This is a genomic window from Paenibacillus allorhizosphaerae (genome assembly GCF_042659105.1).
GTDB classification, from domain to species: domain Bacteria; phylum Bacillota; class Bacilli; order Paenibacillales; family NBRC-103111; genus Paenibacillus_G; species Paenibacillus_G allorhizosphaerae.
Genome location: NZ_JBHSRV010000013.1, coordinates 77030 through 100203 on the forward strand (window position 1 = coordinate 77030; position 23174 = coordinate 100203).

The window sequence follows — 23174 nt, forward strand, 5'->3', positions numbered from 1 at the left end:
AAATTACGGCATTTTGGGGGCGGCTCGAGACGCGATCATGCAGCCCTGGACCCTCAAATTAAGTTTTCTTTTTCGCCAATATAGGCAAGCAATCGTTCACAACCTTCGTTCACCAATTCGTACACCTCGGCAAAGTTGCCCGTATAATACGGATCGGGAACATCGCTTCCCTTATGCTTCGGAACGAAATCCAACAACATCTTTATTTCGCAATGAGTATCATTCGTAAAGAACTTAGATACGTTTTTCATGTTGCTGGAATCCATCGCGATGATGTATTGAAACTCGTTAAAATCTTCCTTACGAATTTGCCGTGCCCGAATTCCCGAATCATCAATACGGTATTGCTTCAAGATTTGACGCGTTCCTTTATGAGGAGGTTGGCCGACATGCCAGTCCCCGGTTCCAGCGGAGTCTACTTGGATGTTATCTGCAAGTCCCGCTTCATTAATTTTGTGACGTAAAATAGCTTCCGCCATAGGAGATCTGCATATGTTGCCCAAGCAGACGAAGAGTACCTTAATCAAGAAAATCCCCCATCCGTATAATCCCTCAAGTTCTCGGCGAATTTGTACGGGACTTGTTATGTATCGATATGTTCGCCTTCATCATATCTCATTCGCAGCCGAACTTCCACGATGCCTAAACTCAATTCGCATTTTGGACCCGCCCTCGGGTATACAAGAGACTTAAGATCGCTGAAGCGATACCCCGCGTGCTCGTTCATTGTCAATCGTTCTGTTTTACCGTAAAATAGGCTCAGCAAACGCTGCGGCTTCATCTTTTCACCGGACTTTTAAAAAAGAGGGGCAACGAGAACATTGGAAAACTACAGTTACTATTGCAATACCCGTATTGAAATGGGAATGGGCAAATCCGAGCAGCTGCCCGAGTTGTTGAAATCGCTGCAAATCGGTCGGTCGATTCTTCTGGTAAGCGATCCTGGTGTGGTCAAGGCCGGCATCGTCCAACCGATCCAGGAGCGGCTCATGGCGGCAGGGTATCGCGTGGTGTTATTCGATGCCCTCTCTCAAAATCCGCGGGACACCGAATGCCTTGCTGGAGCGAAGCTCTTTGAGGAGCAGCGCCTGGATGCGGTCGTTGCGATCGGAGGCGGGAGCGCCATGGATACAGGCAAGGCGATCGCCCTGCTCGGCCCAAACGGCGGAACTCCGATGGATTACATCGAGGGGACAAGGACCTACGCCAACATGGCTTCTATCGTTTGCGTACCGACCACAGCCGGAACGGGCTCCGAGGTTACCCGTTCTTCGGTCATCACGGAGTCCGCTACGCACCGTAAGCTTACGCTTAAGCATGCGGCTTTGCGTCCCCTCCTTGCCGTGCTCGACCCCCAGCTGACGTTTACCTTGCCAAAAGCGGTTACGGCCGCAACGGGTGTGGACGCTTTGGTTCACGCCATAGAAGGATATTCTTGCAAGGTGACCAATCCTATCTCACAGGCGCTAGGAGCAAGGGCAATGAGGACGATCGTAACCGCTCTGCCTGCGGCTTTCCGCGATGGAAATCATGAGAAGGCGCGGTACGCCATGCTGGAAGGCAGCATGCTGGCCGGCCTTTGCTTCGGCTCCAGCGATGTTGCCGCCGTCCACTGCTTGGCCGAGGCGCTTGGGGGATTGTACGATACTCCTCATGGGGTAGCGAACTCGGTATTTCTCCCCTATGTGCTGCAATTTAATGCAAAGGCGGAGAGGTCGATCCATGCGCAATTGGCCCGGCATATGAACTTTGCCCAAGATGCGGATTCGGACGACCGGGCCGTTCAGAAGTTAATTGCGGGTGTGCGCGAATTTACGCAGCAGCTGGAAATTCCTAAACTGAGGGAATTGCCCGGCATCCGCCGCGAGGATTTTTCGCGAATCGCCGAGATGGCTTTTCTCAACAACTCCACTCCCAGCAATGTACGGCCAATCGGTCGCGACGAATACTTGCGGATTATTGAACAAGCTTATAATGATGAGTTTTGAGGAAAACGTTACCGCCTCTTGATGTGCCAAAAAGGAGAAAATCTGCCCATTATGCAGGTCTTCTCCTTTTTCCGTTCCCCCGCTCCGCACTCCTTGCCGCATGTTCACAAATCTGCGACAGCGTAACGATATTGCTTCGCCGGGCTATTGAATTAATGAATCGATGCTGGATCGGATGTTTTCCAAAGCATCGGTAGGCTCGAAGCGACGAATCACTCTGCCCTGCTGGTCAATAAGAAACTTCGTGAAATTCCATTTGACCGCATCGCCGCACAGCCATTCCGGCGCTTTTTCGGTTACCATCAATTTGAGCAAAGTAGCACTCATATTGTTCTCCTCGAATCCTTGGAACGGAGCTGCTTTCTTCAAATAATCGAATAAGGGATGCGCATGGTCGCCGTTAACTTCGATCTTGGCGAACATAGGAAATTTCACGCCATAGTTGATTTGACAAAATTCGGCCGCTTCTTGATGGCTCCCGGGCTCTTGTTCGCCGAATTGATTGCATGGAAAACCGAGAATCTCCACTCCCTGCGACCGATATTGCTCATATAGCTTCTGCAAATCGTCAAACTGCGGGAGCAGCCAAGCGGGTCTTCCATCTGGTTATTGCTTGTGTGTAGGCGGGTTGCATACCCCATCCTCACATGCATTCGCCGACTCCCCAGTTTGTTCATTCAGCAAGGTGAGGGGACGCGATGCCTCCCAAGCTTTGTGCAGCCCTTGAAGAAACACTTCATTCGGCTGAGCACCCGAGACGCCGAATTTTCGATCAATCACAAAGAAAGGAACGCCGCGAATGCCGAGCTCTGCCGCCTCCTGCTCATCGGCGCGAACGTCATTCACAAACTCGTCGCCCGCCAGCATCCGAAGAACATCGCCCCGATCGAGGCCGACCTCCGCTGCGAGTCCGGCGAGCGTTTCGCGATCGCCAAGATTAAGCGAGTCGGTAAAATAAGCTTTCAGCAGCCGTTCCGTCATTGGGATGAGCATGCCTTGCGCGGCGGCATATTGCGCCAGACGATGAGCGTCGAACGTATTCGTCACCACGAGTGTATCCATATTGTACGTTAGTCCGAGCGCAGCGGCTTGTTCCGTCATATTGCGGTTCATCTCGACGGCCCGTTCACGAGGCATGCCGTATTTGTCAGCCAGCATCTGATGGACGTCAAAATCAACGCTAACCGGCGCGTTCGGATCCAGCTCAAAGCTCCGATAAACAACCTCCACCTCCGCGCGCTGAGGAAACTGCTCAAGTGCAGCCTCAAAGCGTCGTTTGCCAATATAACAGAACGGACAGGCGAAATCCGACCATATTTCCACTTTCACAATGATAGCCTCCTTTTATTAAATCGGGAATTCTCATGAATCGGTTTTCACCGTCTTCCATTCCATTCCATGTAGATTTGCTCCAGATACGTCTCCGTGAGTCGATGACGCTCTTTTGCCATTGTACGCCTATAGCGTTTATTGATCAAATTCATCAATCGACTTGGGAAAAAAGACGGGAACTCGAGAAGTATTGGAACGTCGAAACAAAGAAATATATCAAAAATTTATTGATGGAATAAGAATCCCGGACCTAAATGAGATGTATTATTGAGCGAGGACCGGATAAGCACTATTGTGTACGAAAGTTACGGAGAGTGAGTTCTTGTCGCCTGACATATGTGTCTCCCGATTTATTGAGAATCCTGTCCACGGAATCGCTAATGTTATAAAAAACCGAAATGCTCTCTTGCAGCATTTCGGTTTCCATAACAGTTACGGTACCTTCACAACATACGCTGCGGTAAATACCCGTTCATTTCTCTGGAATTGCCCCCAGATCTTATATACCCCGCTGCGCGGGAAGGTCGCCTCGAAGACCGCATCCGGCCCCGTGCTTTGCCCTTCCTCCGCATGAACATGCACGTAACGCTCCCCGTCCTCCGATAAGATCACCACATGTCCGATCGCTCCCAAATACGGCTGCAGGTCCGTCAATGGCTTATTTGTGTGTTCATCCGTTACAGTAAAGGTCAGCTTTATCGGTTTCTTGGCCTCAAGCCCCTCCGTAGTGAGGGCTACCCGTTTCCCATCCACGACCTTCACTAGCTTCTCATCCGGTACGACCGGGGCAGCCTCCATCTTCTTCCCTTCCACTTGAACCCACTCCATCTTGGTCATGGAGTCGCCGTTTTCGGGCTTGAAGTCGGCTATAACCCGGTACTCTCCGCCCGCAGGAAACGCGTTATCGATCTCGAATACGCCGCCCCCCTTATGCTCCGGGTGGATGTGGTTGAAGTAGGACAAGTCCTTGCCGATCACGATCAGATGCAGCAGCTTTTCATGATTGATCTGGAAGCGATCGACGGGGGTGCCGTCCGTTTTCTTCACCTCGAGCCTAATCCGCTTACCGATACCTGCATCCGAGTCTGCTGTGTCCGATAGGCTCCACGCTGCCTTCACGTGGTCTGCCATGAGCCGCTGATTCTGGCTCGCTGCAGGTACTTGTTCTTTATCCCATGCCGGTTTGGAACCGCAGGCGGACAACACCAAGGTAAACAACGCTATACAAAAGATCCGTTTATTCATATCGCAATGCCTCGCTTAAATGGATTTTGGCGGCTCTGGAAGCAGGTGTGAAACTGGAAATCAGGCTTATGAGAAGTCCGAACAAAACGACGAGGGAAAGAATAAGCCCCGAAACTCCGAATTGGTAGGTTAAGGAGCCCACCTCCAAAAACGTCGATGTCAGATAGATCAGCAGAATGCCGAGCCCGCAGCCGATGGCCGTTGCCGCCAGCCCCATGCCGAAGCCTTCAAGCAAGATCATGCCGATCAATTGCCCCCGTGTCACGCCTACCGCACGCATCATGGCGAGCTCCCGAATCCGCTCCATGATATTCATCATCAGTGTATTCGTAATGCCTATTCCCGAGATCAGGATGGCTAGGACTACCAGGAAATTGATGACGCTGAAGGAACCGGTGAGCGTGGCGCCAACCACCGATGCAAAGTCCTCCGGTCCGAACATTTTCTCGATCCGTACTCCGAATTGATTAAATATCGTTTCTCGCAATTGCAGCGGCGAGGTATCGGCATCCTTTCGTACTAGCGCGTTTCTTTCATACTTGAACCCAAAATGCTGACGGAAATCGTCCATCTTCATGAAGGCTCCATACCCGCTGTTTTTCATCGTCTCGACAACGGCGACGACCTTGAAGGATTTCATCCCCTGCACCGTCTCAAGCGAGAGACGCTCTCCGATGGTTCCGCCCCATATTTCATAAGAAATCTTATCCATGATGAATTCGTCGGAAGCCAGCTTCTTCACCAGCTCGCTCTGCGAAGCTCCCGAGGCGGTAAACAGCGGGAAACGATTGATCCACTCCGCACCGACGCCATATACCGGGAGCTTGCGCTTCTCCCCGCCCAAATTCCAGATTGCCGCTTGCAGCGCATACGTCTGGGCGTCGGCTACACCTGCCAGCTTCCTCAGTTCCTCCAGATCCTCCTTCTCTGCATGGTGGAACGTCACGTCCAGTTGTCCTCCGTAAGTGGCAAAGATGGCTTTTTCATAAGATTGTATCAACGCGGAGTTTAAAGAGCTCATCAGGAGAATCATGGCGATACCCATACAAAGGATAACGGAGGTCATAGACGTACGGCTGAGGTTCCTTGTAAGGTTGCGTCCCGCTACCTCGCCGATGAATCCGAATAATAGACGGTATCCCGGCTGCAGGATCTTAATAAACAGTCGAAGCAAATATGGAAAAAGGAGCGCAACACCGATCAGCAGCGGAACAATCAACAACAGATGCTTGATGAAGAATCCGGAAAGGATGAGAACGACTCCCATGATCCCCCGCCACGGCGAAAGAGAAGCTTTCTCCGCCCGCATCTCCTTCAGAACGGCGATCACGCTAACCCGACCTGCCTGACGAACCGGGTAAAGGGAAGCCAGAAGTGGCACCAGGATGCCTGTCAGTGCTGACACTCCAATCCCCTTCCAGAGCACCATGCTTCCTTTCTCATGAACACTGAACAGCATGAAAATAGCCATTTTCAGCAAATTCGCAAGCCCGTATCCGATGAGCAAGCCTACGGCCGTGCCAACCAAAGCTAGCAAAAGCACCTCCATCAAAACGAAGGCACGTACCTGCTCCGGCGTATACCCGATCGTCTTCATCGCAGCGAATTCTTTTTTACGCTCATTGATGCTTACGTATAGCGAATTAAAGATGACAAAAGCGCTCAGGGCGATACCCAGAAAGCCGGCGATATACAATGCAAGAAAAAACGTGTCCGCATCCTTGAACTGTGAATCAAAGTCCATGATGACCGGCTGCATATAAATATTGTCATAGCGTTTCGCCAATACATCGATCTGCTGCTTGACTGCGGCAGCATCCGTTCCAGGGAGTGCTTTCAACTGTACCGTCTCGATTTTTCCCGTTAAATCAAACCAGTCCTGCAAGACCGGGAGCGGTACGGCTACGGTCCACGGATGATATTTGGCCATCGACCAACTGGAGGGGCCCATTAATTCTACGGTATACTTGATGACCGCGGTAATGGGGATTTCCCTGACGCCTGTATCCGTTTCAACGGAAATCTTGTCACCTACACCCGCTTTCCATACTTTCGCCGTCCGATCCGTAATGACCGCTCCGCTCCCCTCCAGATTTCCCTGTACGACGGCAAAATTCGTAAGCGGCGTGTCAAATCGGCTGTAGCCCTTCAAATCGACTCGTTTTTGAATCGCCGTAATGCCTTCTTTCTCTATGTGGAGTTTCGCGCTTTGCGCTAAAGTCGCAATCGCGGATGCACGGTTCAATTTCTGCGCTTCATGGAACACGGTCTCCGAGAAGTAACTGTCCGTTCCGTTGATCGAATAATCCGCCTTGCCGAAGGCCGCCTTCAAATAAAGCGGGAACGCTGTCTTGGCGGTATCCACGGAGGCGATGACCCCGAACGTAGAAGCGACGCCGATGATGATGGACAGCAGCGTCAGCAGCGTTCGAAGCTTTCGGCGCATGAGGTTGCGCCATGCGATTTGCCAGAGGTTCACTTAAGCCCAGCTCCTTCCAACACCGTTTGGACGACCTCGCCGTCTCGAAGCGTGATGACGCGATCCGCCGCTTCCGCCGCATGCCGGTCATGAGTCACCATAACGATGGTGATGTGCTCCTCTCGATTCAGCCGAGATAGCAGTTGCAGCACATCCTCGCCATTCTTACGATCCAGATTGCCCGTCGGTTCGTCCGCCAGGATTAGCAGCGGCTTCATAGCGAGCGCTCTGGCGATCGCTACGCGCTGCTGCTGGCCGCCACTGAGCTGTGCGGGAAAATTCGTTGCTTTTCCCTCCAGATTCACCTCGCGCAGCAGTCTTGCCACGATCGCATCCGTCTCGGCCTTCGGCGTTTTATTCGCTGCGAGGGAGAGTGCGATATTTTCCGCCACCGTCATCATAGGAAGCAGCTGATAGTTCTGGAACACAAAACCGACTTTCTCCCGACGGAACAGCGTCCGCTCCTTCTCGTTCAGCCGGTCAAGCTGCACTCCATCCACGGCAATCGTACCCGCTGTCGGAAGATCGAGCCCTCCGAGGAGCTGCAGCAGCGTACTCTTGCCCGAGCCGCTGGGGCCCATGATGGCGATAAACTCTCCCTTCTTGATGTCAATGTTGCTGGGCTTCAAGGCAGTGAAGCCGCCTGCTTCCAAAGTGAACACTTTGGACACGTTCTTGAGCTTGATCATCGATTGATTTCCTCCTGTAAGGCAGTTTCCGCTGCCTGTTGTTTGGTATGAGACCATCATATACCCGATCCGAACCTCCGAACGCGCAAACGATGTACCTTCCCAGCGCAAATATTTGCGTTCTTCACGCAAAAACATTCCATATGCCCGCAGTCCGTGCGCTCGGTCTTTATCCCGATCGCACAGCATCGTCATTCCTGAGCCAAAGGAGACAAGGTCCACACGCTGCTCAAAGCAAAAAAAAAATGACGCCGCAAGCGACGCCATTTCTATCCCACCATTTAATATAAATCCTCCGTCGGTAAAATCCCCAGACTTTTGGCTTTTTTAATCACCTCAACACGCGAGCTGGCCTGCAGCTTCTGGAAAAGCTCCGTCAGGTTGTATTCGAGAGAACGCTGGCTGATCATCAGCGCTTGGGAGATCTCTTTGTTGCTCTTCCCCTTCGCGAGCTCCCGCAGCAGCTTATCTTCCTCCTGTGTAATGGTCGTTTCCTCCCGTCCCTTCTCCCCTTGGACGACAATCTCCTGCCGCCTGAGCTGCTTCAGCAGAAACATCGGAACGATGGCTTCCTTCCTGGCGGCGCAGCGGATCGCTTGGATGAGCTGCTCGCGAGTGGAGGTTTTGGCAATGAACCCGGACACGCCCGATTCCATCAGCAAGTTAAAATGCGGTGCGATTTCGAACCCGGAATAAATAAGGATCACCGCATCGGGAACGTAATCAAGGATTTTTCTCGTAAGATCGGCGCCATTGATATTCGGCATATAGAGGTCGAAGAGCATGACATCGAACTTCTTAAGGCGCACAAGATCGGGGACGCAATACACATCCGTTTCGATCGTTACCTTCATGCCCGGCTCGGATTCGATCAGCATCTTCGTCCCTTCCACTACCGAACGATGATCATCAACCAGTAATATTTCCATATCCCTCACCTATAAGCTAATTTTTTGGAAAAGAAACCGTTACCTGCACACCCTGCCGCGGAGCTGACCGAAACTCTATCGTCCCTTCCAGACTAAGAACCCGCTTCTCCATTCCCGCGAGCCCCATGTGCTGGAAGGAACCATCAAATGCAGATAAGTCCATACCCACGCCATCGTCGGAATAAGTAAAATGCATAAGATCCGCGCGCTCCGTCAGCGACATCGTAACCTTCTCCGCCTTCGAGTGTTTGGACGCATTGTTCAGCAGTTCTTGAACAATACGGTACATGCCCAGTATTTGTTCTTCGCTCAGGGCGTCCAGCTGCTGCCCGGCATGGAATTCAATCTCGTAATTCGCAAACATTCTTGTATATTCGAAAAGGCTTTTGAGCGATTCGACGAGCCCCATCTTAAGAAGAAAAGGAGGGCGCAGCTCGTTGCACGTAATGCGGATTTGATGGATCGCATCGAGTAGCCCCTCCTCGATTTGCCTCAGCTCCCTCTGCACCTCCGTTTCAAACCCACCGTCCGATCGCAGCGACTCCAGCCTGCGGTACCAGATGATCAGGTCCTGCAGTACGGAATCGTGCAAATCGCTCGACAAGGCGAACCGCTCCTTCTCCGACAGCTTGAACAAGAGCCGCAGCATCCACTTCGGGGTCTGGCTCGTCGTGACCAGATCCTCCAGCCGCTTCATGAGGTCTTCAATGAGGCGAAGATTATCGTAAAGCATCGTCACATAATGAACGGCGGTCTCAAGCCACTGCTCCTCAATCGGAAGGAACGCATGCTTCGCAACGAGACGCAAGTAGACGGGGTGTTTCTTCTCACCTATCGGAATCCAGGTATCCTGCGTGCTCATCGCTGCTGCCTCCTGGCCCCGGGGCACTTCCTCAATCGAAACGTCGCTTACGTGCAAAACCGCTCTGATCTCCTCCAGTAGGCGATGTTCGAGATCGGATACTTTCATGACATTCGCCAGATCATTCGATAGTCCATTCAAGCTTTGCTGCAAAAATTTATATCTTTCCTCACTCTGGATCAGCTCCCGTTCGTCGAGCTTTCGCTGGGTTATATCCTTGACGATCCCATGAATCCCGTTCAAACGGCTGGATAGGAAAATCGGCACAAACGTTATACTGGCGATCCGCTCCCTATAACGGCTTATGAGACGGCATTCAATATCCCGCGGCTTGCCTTGTTGAAGCACCTCGAGGAGAATTTCGTATACTTGCGGATGATCCTCATCGTAGATCGTTCCCAAAAAGCAGCGCCCAGTCAGCTGGGACAGCTCGACACCTGTCATATTTTCAAACGCCCGGTTCGCATTAACAAAATAAAAGCCGTTCAGTTCAATGGAGAAAACGCCATCCAAATTATTCTCGAACAAAGACTTATAGCGCTGTTCGCTCTCCTCCAGGGCGAGCTCCGAACGCTTCTTCTCCGTAATATCCAGCATGATCCCGTCCAGGCGTTCGACAACGCCTAGATGATTTTTCCATGGATGGACGATGAGCTCTCCCCACCTGGTTTCCCCCTCCACATGGATGTATCGGATCGGCTGACGGATGGAAATGCCTTCGTCCAGCTTTCTTTTAACCTCTCCCATGAGAATAGCATTATCATCGGGATGAATATGGTCGTGTAGCCGGATCGGGTTGTTCATGATTTCTTTCCGGGGGATGCCGGAAATGGTCTCGATACTATCGGAGCAAAACGAATATCGGTTAAAATCTTTATCCGTCGACCACACGGCTGCGTTGACATTATTCAAAATGTTCTCCAAGAGCTGCTCCGCCTCTTTGCGCTCGGATACGTCTCTTGCTACAGCAACCACGTATTTTACCTCTCCGTTATCGTCCAACACCGTCCTAACCCGAGCCTCGATATGAATCAAATGGCCGTCTTTGCGGATCAGCCGATATTCCAGTTGTGTCGATTGCTTGGATTCAATGACTTGCTTATAAACAAGCCTCACACGCTCTCTTTCCTCCGGGTGGATGATATCGAATGCATCCAGCCCCTCATACTCGTGCACATGAAATCCGGTTAGCGAAAAAATAGAGGGAGACACGTATTGAACAACGGCTTGATGATCCACCAGCACGATCGTATCCGAAGTGTTCTCGGCGATAATGCGATACCGTTCCTCTCGCTCAGCGTCCTCGGCATCTTCCTTAACTACCGCAGTATAGGCAATAGCCTCGCCGTTTTCATCGACAACCGGTATCCTCTGGATAGCCGCCGCAGGAGGGACGTCTCCTTGCCCGTACTTGAGCTCGAAGGCTTTGTTGCCCCATAGGAATCGCTCGTCCCGATCGGCAATATACATGGGATCCGGCAAGTTCAACAGCCATTGCTGAGCCCCCTTGATCACATCCTTACATACTCCCATGATGCTCTCCTTCTAGTAATAAATTGGAATACCCTTATTATAGCGGATCCCCCCCTATCCTACCGCGCAAAAAAATAGGGAATGCCCGCAAAAAGTGCAGGCATCCCACATTACGAAAATGCCACGGCAACCTCCACCAAATCTTGAATGCTGCCGTCGCGGGCACTGCGCGTGTACACCATCAATATGCCGGTTTGTGTAACGGGAGTTTGATCGAATTGGAGCTGTACATCGAAAATTCCGAATGCTGGAGCGCCTTGTGCAGCCGTTGCGGCCCGTTCTTGCGTAACGACATGTCCGTTCGCGTCACGAATTTGGTAATTTATCGTCGCTTCGAACGCGCGGGCGCTGCCCGTCAAATGCTGTTCGGGGACAATCCTCGTTCCGGGCAACGGTTGGAACACGACGATATTCGTAGAGGACGGAAGCGGCACGATCAAACGGAAACCGGGATAAATGACATCGGGCGATAAACCCGGGCGGCTTCGATTGGCACGAATCAATTCGCTCATCGGCACTCCAAAACGGCGGGAGATCCGGTACAGTGAGTCTCCCTGCTCTACTTCGTACACGAAGGCGGCAACGTACAACGGTTGGGCGACTGGGAGAATGTCCGACGGTTGCATCCGGTTGAGTCCGGCCAACATGTCGACGCCTACGGAGAAGCGTTCGGCGATCCGATACAGCGTATCTCCCGGCTGAACCTGATATAAAACAGAGCTTTGCTCCGCCATACCTGGCAATCTCGCCAGCAGTGCTTGGCCGGGAAAGATGCGGTTGGGATCCGTGACAGGTGGATACAATGCATTGATCTGCACCAGCGATGGTACGTTGGTGCCCAATTGTTCGGCAATCGTATACAGGGTGTCACCTGGACGAACCGTATACAGCAAGTGGGTGCCTGGTGAAATCGGCATGGAAACGCAACTCCTCTTCAAGTAGGTTTATACCCATCATATGCCGTATTCGCCCGCCAACATGATTATCTGAACTCTGGCAGCACTGATAGTAAAGTCACCAACATGTAAGGCCCCCCATCTCCAGACTTATTACACGATGGAACTCTCACAGGAATCGTCGTATCGCTTCCTGCCGTTTTTTTCAGCAAGGGATGCCGTTTCCGGTTCGGCATGGCGATCTCGGTATTCTTTCGGGGAGCATTGATTGTATTTGCGGAACGTTTTATAAAAATGCCCCATATGAGCAATTCCGACAATCTCCCCTATCCGTTCGACGCTTACATCCTCAGTCAGCAATATTCGTTCAGCCAGCTTGATTTTATTATAGTTGACGTAGTCTATGAAGGACATGCCCATCACCTTTTTGAAATAACGCGCGAAGTGATAGTAGCTGATCTTGGCAAGCCGGCTCGCCTCTTTCAAATCGACCTTGCCGGTAAGATGGCTGTCCACGTAATCCAGCGCAGGCTTCAGCCGGATGAGATCCGTATGAAAACGGGTCAACAACACCTGTTTCGTATCGCTTCGGAGCAGCGTCACCAAAATGTTCCGAATCAGCATACTGATCACCAGCTCGAAGCCGGAAGCTTTCTCCTTGTGCTCTTTGTACATTTTTTCAATGGATTCCTTGACGATCTCCTTCGCTTCCCTGTTTTCCGCGAATATGTAATTTAGCCGGCTTAAAAAAACTTGGGGCCCGGTAAACCAGAAAAGATAGGATTGCACGGACGGGTCGAAGAAAGGATGGCAGTCGAACTGCAGCACATAATACCGGACACCGTGAGAAATGAAACGATGAGGCTGCATGGATCCTACCAGAACCACGTCACCCGGCCCGAGCGCAAACATGCTCTGCTCCACATACATATCCATCTGTCCTGACAGGATGTACAGTAGCTCGGCCTGATGGTGAAAATGCCAAGGATTCTTATATTGGTCCGGCCTTTGATTGATAAATATTCTAAGCGGAAACAAAGGCTTCTCGTATACAATATGCTCTTCCTGAAGCGCTTCCATCGTTACCCCTCCGATTGCGGAAAATTTGGTGTTGGCGGCCAGCGGTTCAAACCATTCACATTAGCAAAATTGCGTAAAAATCAAGCAAAATTCCGGATTACCTATTTCCGGTAACTATCGTACCATATTATTCAAATCATGGTTAATCAAAGTATATACGGAACAGGAAAGGTGACAGCAATGAAAAAAATCTGGTTCCCTGCGCTTCTGCTGGCGGCTGCTCTATCAGGCTGCGGCGAAACGAAAACCGCAGATCGCGGAGCTACTACCGAGGCCATCCCTAAACCTTTAGAGCCCGTCACGCTGAAGCTTTACCAGCAAGGACAGTATTTTACCGATCAGGATTTTGCTACATTGATCGCGGAGCCTGTGAAGAAAAAATATCCGCATATTACCATGGAAAAGGTTACAAGCAAGGTGGATCTTCCGCAAATTGTGGCTTCCGGAGAACAGTTCGATTTTTTCGCCACCTGGAACGGTAGGATGCCTTTTTACAAGGACTTGGGAATCTACGGCGATCTTACTCCGCTGGCAAAGAAAATGGGCTTCGACCTGTCCAAATTCGATCAAGGGGCTCTCAATGCCGTCAAGGTTGTATCGGATAAAGGCGAGCTGTATGCGATGCCGTACACGAACGATTTGTACGCGCTATACTACAACAAAGATATATTCGACAAATTCGGCGTCCCGTATCCGACCGATGGTATGACATGGGAAGATGTGATCGAATTGTCGCGCAAATTGACGCGAGTGGACGCAGGCGTGCAGTACAGCGGTTTTGCACCGCAATCGCTGATCCGTCTGATGTTCCCCTTATCGTTGAATGTCGTCGACGCCAAAACGAATGCAGCGGGTGTCAACAATGATGCCTACAAGCGGGTATTCGAGCTCGGCAAGCAAATTTACTCCGTTCCCGGAAATCAATACAACAAAAACCCCGACAGCCATTTCATGAAAGAAAAAACGCTCGCGATGGAAGCCAATATCGGCGTGTTCCAGCTGCTTAAAACCGCGGAAGGACTGAACTGGGACATCGTCCAATATCCGAGCTACAAAGACAAGCCGAACCTCTACGGTTTTTATAACACGGGAGTCATCATTCCCAATAAAAACAGCAAAAATCAAGAAGATATTATGCGGGTGTATGAGGTATTTTTCTCCGACGAGGTGCAATCGGCGCTTGTAAGGAAGGTCGGTCAGCTATCCGTCCTGAAAGACCCGAAATACAACCTGATGTTCGGAGCGGATATCCCCCAGCTGCAGGGGAAACGAATCCAGAGCATCTTCAAAAGCAAGCCTGCGCCCGCGCCCGCCTATTCCATCTATTACAACCAGTCTTATGCGATCCTGAACAATAAATTCATAGAAGTGGTGACCGACAAGAAGGATGTTAACTCGGCTTTAAGAGAAGCGGAGGAAGAGATCAAGCAATCGATTGAAAGTGCAGCGAAGAAATAATAACGCCGCTTGGACTTTACCGCCATGCAAGTCGCATCGTGTTCGAAAGACCGCCCGGAATATGTATCCGAGCGGTCTTTCCTTGTATTTTTCGTTTATTTTCGGTCAAGTGCATTCGGCCCATTTTCGGATGCATATGGTATCATCACTATATCATTCCTTTTTCCAGTGGAGAGGAGCCATCGCATATGTCGGCAAACAGCGTGACGAAGATCACAAGTATACCCGGTACCCGGCGGTTTCAATTCGACTGTCTGCACTCGCCGGAGCTTCTGCCCTTCCGGTCGGTTTCCTTGTATCAGCTTGGCGATTTAAGCTGCGATGCGCGATTTGCCCTATCCGAACATGAGCAGGTGTGCTACGAAATATCTTACGTCGTCTCGGGGCGAGGCTGGTTCGCCACCAACGGCTGCCGATTCGATCTTCAGCCGGGCGACATCTATATATGCAGGCCCGGAGAGCTGCATAAAGGCGGTGCCGACCCCGCCGACCCGTTTCGCTATTTTTACTTCGGTTTCCATTTCAATGCAACGCCCCCCCAAGACAATCCTTTTCTGCACCTTCGCGAAATGATGGACACTACGCAAAGACCCGTCTGCAGGGACCGGCTTGACATCCGGACTCCGTTCATAGGCGTTCTCAAAGAGCTAAGCGGCACAAGCCATTTCTCGCAAACGATGATCGAAGCTTATGTCGAACAAATTTTGGTGCTGACGTACCGCAATTTTTTTTCCGACTGGGAGGACAACTACCCGGGGGAAGGCTTGGATAATGCGGCAAAAAGAGTCGTTTATTCCGCCATCCATTATATTGACGACCGGCTTATGCGCATCAAAGATTTGAAAGAGATATCCGATGCGTTCGGCTACAGTCTCTCGCATTTGTCCCACCTGTTTACAAAGGAAACAGGCGACAGCCTTCGCAGCTACTACGCGAAAAGAAAATGGCAGAAAGCGATCGAACTGCTGGCTGAAGGACACTACAGCATTACGGAGATCGCCGCCATCATGCAATACGACTCCATTCATACGTTCAGCCGCGCTTTTAAAAAAGCGTTCGGGCTCTCCCCCTCGCAGTATATCCGTGAATGCAAGGTGCCGGGCACGATTGAGATAAACGAAAGTCAACGAACCAAGTGATGTGACCCTCAACTTCTACTACGCATTGATCTTATGTTATCGCCGGAGTTTCTCCTTATGCAGACCTATCGACCGTCGATCGACACGTCCTTTTGTATGCTTAACCGCATCTGCACAATTTTACGGCGGAATCGGGTAAATACATAGAAACCGTCCTTTCCTATACTTTTATTAAAAAAAGCGAAAAAAGCAGGAGACTCGCTGCCAAGGAGGTTTTACAAATTAAGGTCGGCAAACTTATATTTTCATGCTCGGAGCAAAATGATTTATTCCAAGCGCTCACGAAGCAGAACGTTCATTATCCGCGTTATGAAGACCCGCTGGAAGCGCTAAGGGAATCCCCGCCTGGTTCGGGCGTGCTGCTGCTGAATGACCGGTATCCGCAACCGGGCGTTACCTTACATCGCGAGCATCTAACAATGGCGCAGCAGAAGAACCTCCGTCTATACGTAGAATTTCCTTCCGCCGTTCCGGACTTGACGTTCGGCGATCCAAAGCCTACGGAATGGGAGCGGGTCGTCGCCTCTTCAGACTTTTTTGCGCCGGAGTTGGAAAAGGATCGTATTCTCGCTCTTCACGGATGCTGGTTTCTTCCTGTGGAACGTGCACATCAACAGGCCCATCTTGTCGTTGCGCGCGTGGCCGGCTATGACAAAGCCGTATATGGTCTGCCCGAAGCAGCAAGTCCTATTTTGCTCGAGCTTCAGCCATACCATGTTCTTGTTGCTACCAGTAAGCTAAGTCATTTCATCACGGGACGCTATGGTCCGACGGAAGCTTGGAGCGCGATTTGGAATCGATTGATACGCTGGCTGGATCCGGACTGCGAATCAGAGTCATTACGATGGGAATCGGATGTCAGGATCCGGTCCGGACAGTACGATAAACTGGATTCCGATGCGGAAGCGGAAGCATTCCGGCGTTCCGTCCAATGGTTTCGGGACTATACGCTATTCACAGCCTGGGGAGGCAAGAAGGGTGTCATCGAAGGGTATGAATCGAAGATCGATCATAACGGCAAACAATTGCCCCTAACGACAGCCCGCGCCGATTGTATCAGTGAAACCGCGATGGTATTTGCTTACGAATGGGTACTTTGCCAAAACCCGGCAAGCCGGCGAACCGCATCCGATATTCTTGACTTTGTCTGGTCCTCGCCCGATTTTGTGCAAAACGATAGCGCAAGTCCGGCTTACGGTCTGGTGAATTGGTATCAGCGCGGCCCGATTTTTTATGGTGACGATAACGCCCGGGTCGTTCTTTCCAGTATGGCCGCCGGCCGGCTGCTTGGAAATGACAAATGGGATGAGAAAGTGCTTCGGTGTTTGCTGGCCAATTTGCGCACATCGAGCCCTGAAGGTTTTCGTCCGAATTGGCTCGGATACCCCGACTCATTTTCCAACGGGCGCGGCTGGCAATATTATCGGGATACGCCATTTGTCCGAATCGCTCCGCATTATCAAGCCTACTTATGGGCATGCAATCTGTGGGCCTATGCATTAACCGGTTTCGATGGCTTTCTTACTCCTACGAAGAAGGCGATTCGAATGACGATGGAGGCTTATCCGCACGGGTGGAGGTGGACGAACGGACTGACCCAGGAAATCGCGAGAATGATTCTTCCTCTAGCTTTTCTGTTGAGGATTGAGGATACCCCTGAGCACAGAAGCTGGCTGGACTCCATGTGCTCGGAACTGCTGAAGCAGATGCAGCCCTGCGGGGCCATTGCGGAAAGGATCGGCCCGCTCGAGAACGGAAGCTATCCCCCGCCGCAATCGAACGAAGCTTATGGCACGCGCGAGGCTTCCCTGCTGCAGGCAAACGGAGATCCGGTCTGCGATCTTTTGTACACGACCAATTTTGCTTTTCTCGGATTGCACGAAGCGGCGGCGGCGACAGGAGATGCGAGATTATTGGAAGCCGAGAATCGAATGGCGGATTTTTTGTGCCGGATTCAAGTGAACTCTTCCAAACATCCTTACTTGAATGGGGCCTGGATGCGAAGCTTCGATTACAACCGGTGGGAATATTGGGGGAGTTCCGCGGATGCAGGCTGGGCCGCATGGTGTGCCGAAACGGGGTGGACGAACACGTGGATATCGTCGGTATTCGCGATGAGACAGCAGGGCGATCAGCTTTTTGATTTGTCCGCATCGGAACGATGGAAATCGCTGATGCAGCGGCTGCTGAAGGAAATGGAAGTGATGTAACCACTCATTACAGGAGGGATGTCCATGAGAAAAACGGTACCGACCCTATTGACGATGCTTTTAATCGTGAGCGGCTGCAGCGGACAGACTGGGAATGTGAGCAATACGCAGGCGGAAAAGGAGGTTGTCGACAGCAAGCCGGTTACGCTTAAGCTGTATAACTACGGAGCGCTCAATGAAGAGATGTATCAGCGCTTATTCGTCGAGCCGGTCAAAAAGAAATACCCCCACATCACCCTGGAGAAAATCGAACGGGCGAAGGTTCCGCCGGAGCAAATTGCCGTGAATGGCTTAGAGCTGGATATTATTACGGGATGGGGCAGTCTCCTGGATCAGTTCGCCGATCATAAATTGCTCGCCGATATGACGCCTGTTATCAAGAAGCACAACATCGATCTGAACCGCATCGATACGGCTAACCTGGAGGGAGTGAAGCTGCAGTCCGGAACGATTTCTCCGGGAGGTTTGTACGCTTTACCGTTCGGGTACAATTTTTACGCTCTATTTTATAACAAAAACATATTCGATAAGTTTGGCGTCGCCTATCCTCCGGACGGCATGACCTGGGATGATGCGGTTGCGCTCGGAAGAAAATTAACGCGCAATGTAGACGGGATTCAATATAAGGGCCTTGATCCTGAAGGGGTGGAGAAGGTATCCAACTCCTTGTCCTTGCCGTACGTGGACCCGGTAACGATGAAAGCGTCGCTCAACAATGACGGCTGGAAGAAAGTGTTCCAGCTGCTCAAGACCATTAACGATATCCCGGGAAACGAATTCAAGATCACGAATCACTCCGGTACGGTGAACCGCTTTATGAAAGACAAGAATGTAGCGATGCTTGCGGCTCCCGAGGTGCTGAACAGTCTGGTGAATCTTGATTTTGATTGGGATTTGGCGGAATATCCGTTCTTCCAGGAAAGGCCTCACACGTCGGGCATGCTCCAAACCTTCGTGCTGCAGCTCGGCTCGAACAGCAAGCAGCCCGATGCTGCGATGCAGGTGATCCAACTCGCACTTTCGGACGAGGTACAGATGACGCTCAGCAAATCGGGTAATATGCTGAGTGTTCTCAAAGATCAAACCATTCAAAAAAGCTTCGGGATGGAGCACCCCCTGCTGAAAAACAAACATATCGAGGCCATTTTGAAAACGAAGGCCGCACCCTACGTGATTCAGACACGCTTCACCACCAAGACCCGCAACATTCTGGAGCTGAAATATCGCGACTTCGCCGAAGGAAAAAAAGATGTGAACACCGCCTTGCGGGAGGCTCAGGAAGAAGCGGAGGCGTACATTGCTTCAGAGAAAAAGAATTGAATCTGCTTTGTTACATCAAACGATTAGGAGCAGGCTGCCGCAGCGCCTGCTCCAATTGAAGTCAATACATCGCCCTTCTCCGTTATCTCGGTTGTTCTTCTTCAGATGCTTCCTGAATCGTCTTAATCACGCTCAACCACATAAAAGGCCACGTCAAGTCCCGAAGTCACGCCTCCCCCGCTCACGAAGCGAGGACCATATTCAACGACCGCAAGCAGCAATGAACCTCCGCATACGGTAGCCACAGTGACTTCCTTATTGTCAAACGCTTGTTTCATCCGTTAAGCCTGTCTCCTTGCCATAATATATTCGTAATGGCATCGTTCTAATGATGATGTCAGGAATGACCAGCAGCAGTACAATGGAGCCGTATACGCCAATAGTATAGCTTGTAACGTAAATGAGGCCGAATCCCTGATGAAAAAGGAAGGTGATGAGATGAATCAACATGTTCGTAAAACAAAAGGCGTAACTTCGGATCATCCAGTTCCGGTGCCTGATGATTCGTTTCTTTTTGACTTGTACGAGCGCGATAATGGTTATAAGCGGCCATATCATATTTAGTGCGTTGAACCCCATACTGCTTATTTTTCCTCCGGTGGCGTAAGGCGCCATGTATCCGGAAGTCAGCACAACAAGAAGTACGGACACGAAATAAACGTAGCCGTTTATGCGATGGAACTTGCGGCTTTTTTCAAAGATTCGATTAGAAAAATTGAGCAGCCCCGCCGCCATGGCGATGCAGGCAAATGCAACATGAACGTACATCACATTTAGCCAGACCGGGAGATTAAGCTCGCGCTTGAGTCCGGTTTTATGGCTTAAAAATCCCTCCGCCCCGGGATCGATCATATAATTTTTCATCAAGGCATAAAGGATAAATAGAATGCTGATCGAGGCCAAAAGTCCGTATAGTGGTTTCCATTTCTTCATGTGATCCAAAACCCCCGCGGCTCCATTTTGATTATCACTGCATAATTCAGGTTCAGGAAACCCGCTTGCCTGTTAATTTGGATGCCGGCAGCATGCCGGCCTTGGCGATTCCGGTCATGTGATCTCCGCCCACGGCAACTTCAAATTTTAGATTTAAGCGCATTGGTTTCGTGATTCGCATCAACCAGGTAAGCTTGTCGTCCTGTAACACGGGATTCATAAATTCGACCGTTTCCCCTCCTTGTGTTGCCGTACCTTGGATCATACCATCAATTGTCGATATGGAGAGCTTAACCTGCAGTTTTCCAACCGGCGTAGCGATTGTCGTATCCCAATCCCCTTCGAAGTCAGATACCTGTGTGATTTTGTTAACCGGAGTGCCATAAGTCATTGGCGCTTTGTTCCCCGCGATGTTCGTTTCGTCGCCTGTCCATGCATTTTGAGTGTCAGGCGCCATTCCTGTTCCCCTCCAAACCGTCCCCCTCCGTTCATATTCGAACAACCGTTCTACTGCGTGTGCGATACGCGGTCCAAGCTCACGTTCTACCAGATACAGCGCTACATCGAGTCCCGAAGTTACGCCGCCGCCGGTAACCAGGTTGCCGTCATCCACTACGCGTGCCGAGACGGGAATGGCCCCGGTTGCTCCAAGTAAATTCATGCCTAGATGATGTGTTACCGCAGGTCTTCCTTCCAAGAGCCCTCCCATGGCTAGCAACAGCGAGCCGCCACATACCGTGGCGACGACGATGTCTTTTTGCCCGAGTGCCTGCCCAATCATACCCGTCAACTCTGTATTCATTGCTCGGCCCAGGATTGCCGGAATCGAACCCGGGCCATCCCCTTCAACGTCACCCGATGCGCCAGGCACGAGAATGATGCCCGCACGTTCCGGATTCAATCTGCCGCTTGCTTCAATGTTTAACCCGTTGATGCCGCTAGTCACGGACCTCGGCCCATCGGCGGTGACGAACTCTACGCTTAACGCGTTTTCAGCATTCATAGCAGCGGCGCAAAAAACCTCGTAAGGTGCAATGGCATCCAGAAGGTCGAAGCCATCAAAAAGCACGATTTGAACCGTTAACATTTATAAATCCTCTCCTTCTCGTATCCAGAGTCAGTTCATTCGTTTAACATTTGCTTTCCGTGTTCGCAAGAAACATTTTAACAAACGAATATCTCAAACGAAGTTGTAAAAAGGTCACAAAACAATCAACAATTCATCACAAATCAGGTAGATACGTTAGTTTCTTGCGGAAATAATGATAAACTAAAATTCAAAGGTGGGATATTCATGAACGAAGTAAATACAATACTGGTTGTAGACGATGACCAAAGTATCGTCGAACTATTGAGGGACTTTTTGGAGTACGAAAACTTTCGTGTTATAACCGCTTGTGATACCACTGAAGCGTGGGCCGTGTTTGAGCAGAGTTCCATTGACTGTATTGTTCTTGACATCATGATGCCGGGACAAAACGGATTTGAATTATGTCGCCGGATTCGGGCGGAGAGTAACGTTCCTATCCTTTTCTTGAGCGCACGCAGCGATGATGTGGACAAAATTCGAGGGCTGACGCTCGGCGGCGATGATTATATCGTCAAAACGGCTTCGCCCGGCGAGATCGTTGCCCGCGTAAAGGCTGTTCTACGTCGCATCGGCACGCAGAAAACAAGCACGGTCAAGCTGTTGGACTATGGCCGCATCAAGCTCGATTTGTCCACAAGAGAAGTGTTCGTCGATAAAAGGAACGTCTCTCTCACGCCGAAGGAATATGAGCTGCTGCGGTTGTTTGCGGAGCACCCGAGACAAGTAATTACCTATGACCAATTGCTCGCGAAGTTCTGGGATGGCGTTGGCGATAAGCATACGATTCGTGTCCATCTGAGCCGTCTTCGAGAGAAGATCGAGCTCGATCCGGATCAGCCGCAATATTTGACCAACGTATGGGGCGTTGGTTATCGCTTCGAGGGCGTGTAGCATGAGGAAGCTTCGTATTCGTACCTATGCGTTGCTCAGCTTAGTGCTCCTTCTGCTGCTGCCATGGGTTTTCTTTGTGGCGGCACACTTCACCATGACCCAATCGTTGCATATTGGAGAGGACGGGCCGAATTCGTATACGGTTCCTATGATGGCTGCGTTCGCAGGGCTGCTGCTCGCTTTCTTAATTGTAGGCATTTGCATGCGAAGGCTCCTTCTCATGCCCCTTGAGAGAATGAGCCAGGCAGCTCGGCAAATTGCTGCAGGCGATTGGGACGTTCAACTGCCCCCGTCGACCATCAGAGAGATCGCCGAGGTTCGGGATGGGTTTGAAGTCATGGTGAATGGACTGGAAAACTCGCACCGGAAGCAGGAGGAGCTGGAGGAGGAGCGACGATTCGTTATCGCTGCCGTCGCGCATGACTTGCGGACACCTTTATTTGCCTTGCGCGGTTATTTGGACGGGCTCGAGCACGGCATTGCACGAACACCGGATCAAATCGCAAAGTATGTGGCCGTTTGCAAGGAGAAATCGGCTCAATTGGACCGATTGGTTGAGGATCTCTTCACCTTCACGAAGATGGAGTATTTGGAAACGAAGCTAAGCGAGGACACCGCTGACTTTAACGATATTGTTCAGAAGTCGATCGATAGCCTGGAGCTGCAAGCGCAGCAGAAGCACATCTCGATCGTCGCCCTTTATGTGCCGGATGACTGTCTGATTAGAGCGGATTTGCACTTATTAGAGCGAGCGATGAGCAATTTGTTGGATAATGCGGTAAGGCACACTCCTGCTCATGGCCGAATTCTCGTTCAATGCCGCCGGGAAGGAGATCGAGCATCGTTCACGATCCAAGATTCAGGGCCGGGCTTTGTACCGGAGGAGCTCAAACGTATCTTTGAACCTCTATATCGGGGAGAGCAGTCGAGAAATCGTGCGACGGGAGGAGCCGGGTTGGGGCTGACCATATCACAGCGAATCATTCGCCAGCATGGAGGCGAGCTTGCCGCAGGTAACCACCCGAGCGGAGGCGCACTCCTCTCAGGCTGGATTCCTGCCGCTAACCGAGATGAAGACTGAACCCAAAATAACCGAAAAA

19 protein-coding genes and 1 pseudogene are annotated in these 23174 nt (G+C 51.1%); 7 read left to right on the plus strand and 13 right to left on the minus strand.

What is annotated here, in order from left to right; genetic code table 11:
• Positions 1-53 precede the first annotated feature (53 nt).
• Complete coding sequence (locus tag ACFQI7_RS30300) at positions 54-527, minus strand: low molecular weight protein-tyrosine-phosphatase (protein ID WP_218098965.1); 474 nt, start codon at positions 525-527, stop codon at positions 54-56.
• Between the two features lie 294 nt (positions 528-821).
• Here ACFQI7_RS30300 and ACFQI7_RS30305 point away from each other — a divergent pair, with 294 nt between their 5' ends.
• Positions 822-1988: an iron-containing alcohol dehydrogenase gene (locus ACFQI7_RS30305; RefSeq protein WP_218098966.1), complete on the plus strand. Its 1167-nt coding sequence runs from the start codon at positions 822-824 to the stop codon at positions 1986-1988.
• Positions 1989-2132: 144 nt separating this feature from the next.
• Here the strand turns inward: ACFQI7_RS30305 and ACFQI7_RS30310 are convergent, their stop codons facing one another.
• The 9 genes from ACFQI7_RS30310 to ACFQI7_RS30350 all read right to left on the minus strand — a co-directional run bounded on the left by ACFQI7_RS30310 (position 2133) and on the right by ACFQI7_RS30350 (position 13033).
• Positions 2133-2573 (minus strand): glutathione peroxidase, encoded by a 441-nt coding sequence (locus ACFQI7_RS30310; protein WP_218099038.1) that lies wholly within the window; start codon positions 2571-2573, stop codon positions 2133-2135.
• Between the two features lie 21 nt (positions 2574-2594).
• The gene (locus tag ACFQI7_RS30315; protein ID WP_218098968.1) at positions 2595-3317 is read right to left on the minus strand and encodes a DsbA family oxidoreductase; all 723 of its coding nucleotides are present in this window, start codon (positions 3315-3317) and stop codon (positions 2595-2597) included.
• 435 nt (positions 3318-3752) lie between these two features.
• Entirely contained in the window at positions 3753-4565 is an 813-nt protein-coding gene (locus ACFQI7_RS30320; RefSeq protein WP_218098969.1) for a hypothetical protein, read from the minus strand.
• A complete protein-coding gene (locus ACFQI7_RS30325; RefSeq protein ID WP_218098971.1) occupies positions 4558-7044 on the minus strand; it encodes an FtsX-like permease family protein in 2487 nt (828 codons plus the stop codon). The genes ACFQI7_RS30320 and ACFQI7_RS30325 overlap by 8 nt, the downstream gene beginning before the upstream one ends.
• The gene (locus tag ACFQI7_RS30330; RefSeq protein ID WP_218098972.1) at positions 7041-7733 is read right to left on the minus strand and encodes an ABC transporter ATP-binding protein; all 693 of its coding nucleotides are present in this window, start codon (positions 7731-7733) and stop codon (positions 7041-7043) included. The genes ACFQI7_RS30325 and ACFQI7_RS30330 overlap by 4 nt, the downstream gene beginning before the upstream one ends.
• A 281-nt stretch (positions 7734-8014) precedes the next feature.
• Positions 8015-8662, minus strand: coding sequence for a response regulator transcription factor (locus ACFQI7_RS30335; protein ID WP_218098973.1), 648 nt, complete (start codon positions 8660-8662; stop codon positions 8015-8017).
• 16 nt (positions 8663-8678) lie between these two features.
• The gene (locus ACFQI7_RS30340; protein WP_230414922.1) at positions 8679-11057 is read right to left on the minus strand and encodes a sensor histidine kinase; all 2379 of its coding nucleotides are present in this window, start codon (positions 11055-11057) and stop codon (positions 8679-8681) included.
• A 110-nt stretch (positions 11058-11167) separates the two neighbouring features.
• Complete coding sequence (locus tag ACFQI7_RS30345) at positions 11168-11974, minus strand: LysM peptidoglycan-binding domain-containing protein (protein WP_218098975.1); 807 nt, start codon at positions 11972-11974, stop codon at positions 11168-11170.
• Between the two features lie 132 nt (positions 11975-12106).
• Positions 12107-13033 carry a helix-turn-helix domain-containing protein gene (locus tag ACFQI7_RS30350; protein WP_218098976.1) on the minus strand — a complete coding sequence of 309 codons (927 nt, stop codon included), beginning with the start codon at positions 13031-13033 and terminating at the stop codon, positions 12107-12109.
• Positions 13034-13213: 180 nt separating this feature from the next.
• Here ACFQI7_RS30350 and ACFQI7_RS30355 point away from each other — a divergent pair, with 180 nt between their 5' ends.
• The 4 genes from ACFQI7_RS30355 (at position 13214) to ACFQI7_RS30370 (ending at position 19160) form a co-directional block, all read left to right on the plus strand.
• On the plus strand, positions 13214-14491 hold the full coding sequence (locus ACFQI7_RS30355; RefSeq protein WP_218098977.1) for an ABC transporter substrate-binding protein: 1278 nt from the start codon (positions 13214-13216) through the stop codon (positions 14489-14491).
• Positions 14492-14679: 188 nt separating this feature from the next.
• Positions 14680-15630, plus strand: a complete 951-nt coding sequence (locus ACFQI7_RS30360; protein ID WP_218098979.1) for an AraC family transcriptional regulator — start codon at positions 14680-14682, stop codon at positions 15628-15630.
• Between the two features lie 419 nt (positions 15631-16049).
• On the plus strand, positions 16050-17840 hold the full coding sequence (locus ACFQI7_RS30365) for a hypothetical protein (protein ID WP_218098980.1): 1791 nt from the start codon (positions 16050-16052) through the stop codon (positions 17838-17840).
• A 24-nt stretch (positions 17841-17864) separates the two neighbouring features.
• Entirely contained in the window at positions 17865-19160 is a 1296-nt protein-coding gene (locus ACFQI7_RS30370; protein WP_218098981.1) for an ABC transporter substrate-binding protein, read from the plus strand.
• 125 nt (positions 19161-19285) lie between these two features.
• Here the strand turns inward: ACFQI7_RS30370 and ACFQI7_RS30375 are convergent.
• The 3 genes and pseudogenes from ACFQI7_RS30375 to ACFQI7_RS30385 form a co-directional block, all read right to left on the minus strand.
• Positions 19286-19438 (minus strand): annotated as a pseudogene (locus ACFQI7_RS30375) (DJ-1/PfpI family protein); the annotation flags it as partial.
• A complete protein-coding gene (locus ACFQI7_RS30380) occupies positions 19422-20093 on the minus strand; it encodes a DUF2306 domain-containing protein (protein WP_218098983.1) in 672 nt (223 codons plus the stop codon). The pseudogene ACFQI7_RS30375 and the gene ACFQI7_RS30380, both read right to left, overlap by 17 nt.
• A 52-nt stretch (positions 20094-20145) precedes the next feature.
• Positions 20146-21180, minus strand: coding sequence for a DJ-1/PfpI family protein (locus ACFQI7_RS30385; RefSeq protein ID WP_218098984.1), 1035 nt, complete (start codon positions 21178-21180; stop codon positions 20146-20148).
• A 207-nt stretch (positions 21181-21387) separates the two neighbouring features.
• On the opposite strand from ACFQI7_RS30385, the gene ACFQI7_RS30390 reads away from it, so the two are divergent.
• Positions 21388-22074, plus strand: coding sequence for a response regulator transcription factor (locus ACFQI7_RS30390; RefSeq protein ID WP_218098985.1), 687 nt, complete (start codon positions 21388-21390; stop codon positions 22072-22074).
• A gap of 1 nt (position 22075) precedes the next feature.
• The gene (locus tag ACFQI7_RS30395) at positions 22076-23155 is read left to right on the plus strand and encodes a sensor histidine kinase (RefSeq protein ID WP_218098986.1); all 1080 of its coding nucleotides are present in this window, start codon (positions 22076-22078) and stop codon (positions 23153-23155) included.
• The last annotated feature ends 19 nt before the right edge of the window (positions 23156-23174 follow it).